This window comes from Staphylococcus sp. 231237_7MaSpsaltlick, from assembly GCF_043107035.1.
The window spans coordinates 1-563 of record NZ_JBICNX010000285.1 but is presented as its reverse complement, the minus strand read 5'-3'; the positions used below and the strand labels follow the sequence as shown (position 1 = coordinate 563).

Here is a 563-nt window from a genome sequence, read left to right as displayed (position 1 = left end):
GTTTAGTTATATTTATATTTTTCAAATTATTTTGTGAAGCTCCTATAATGGTAATATCATTCATAAATTAAATTGCCCTCCATTGTAATTTTTAACAATTAATAGTATAGATAAAGTTAAAAGATTAGTAGAATTTCGAAATAGGTTACATTACAAAAACAGTATGTAGAATATCTAATATTTTATCGTAGATTATAAGTTATCTTAATGAAGTTAAGTTCATTTTATTTTTATAAAAACCTAACAATAAGAGACTAACAACAAAGTTATAACTTTGCTGTTAGTCTCTTAGATAATAAATACTGATTGATATTATAAAATTATGCTTTTAATTTTTTAATAATTTCTCTATTGAAATCATCTAAGTCATCTGGGACACGACTTGTTACAATATTGTTATCTATTACAACTGATTCATCAACAACGTGTGCACCAGCATTAGATAAATCTTTACGTACATTGATAACGCCAGTTATTGTGCGGCACTTTAAATCATCAGTATCAACTAGTAAAAGTGGACCATGACAAATCGCAAATGTAGGCACATCATTTTGAGTAAAATA

The 563-nt window shown here is 25.8% G+C and carries 1 protein-coding gene; it reads right to left on the bottom strand.

Annotated elements, in window-relative coordinates; all coding sequences use genetic code 11:
- Positions 1-320 precede the first annotated feature (320 nt).
- Positions 321-563, bottom strand: a 243-nt coding sequence (locus tag ACF91D_RS31480) for a DJ-1/PfpI family protein (RefSeq protein WP_392438658.1), incomplete at its 5' end; no start/stop codon positions are given.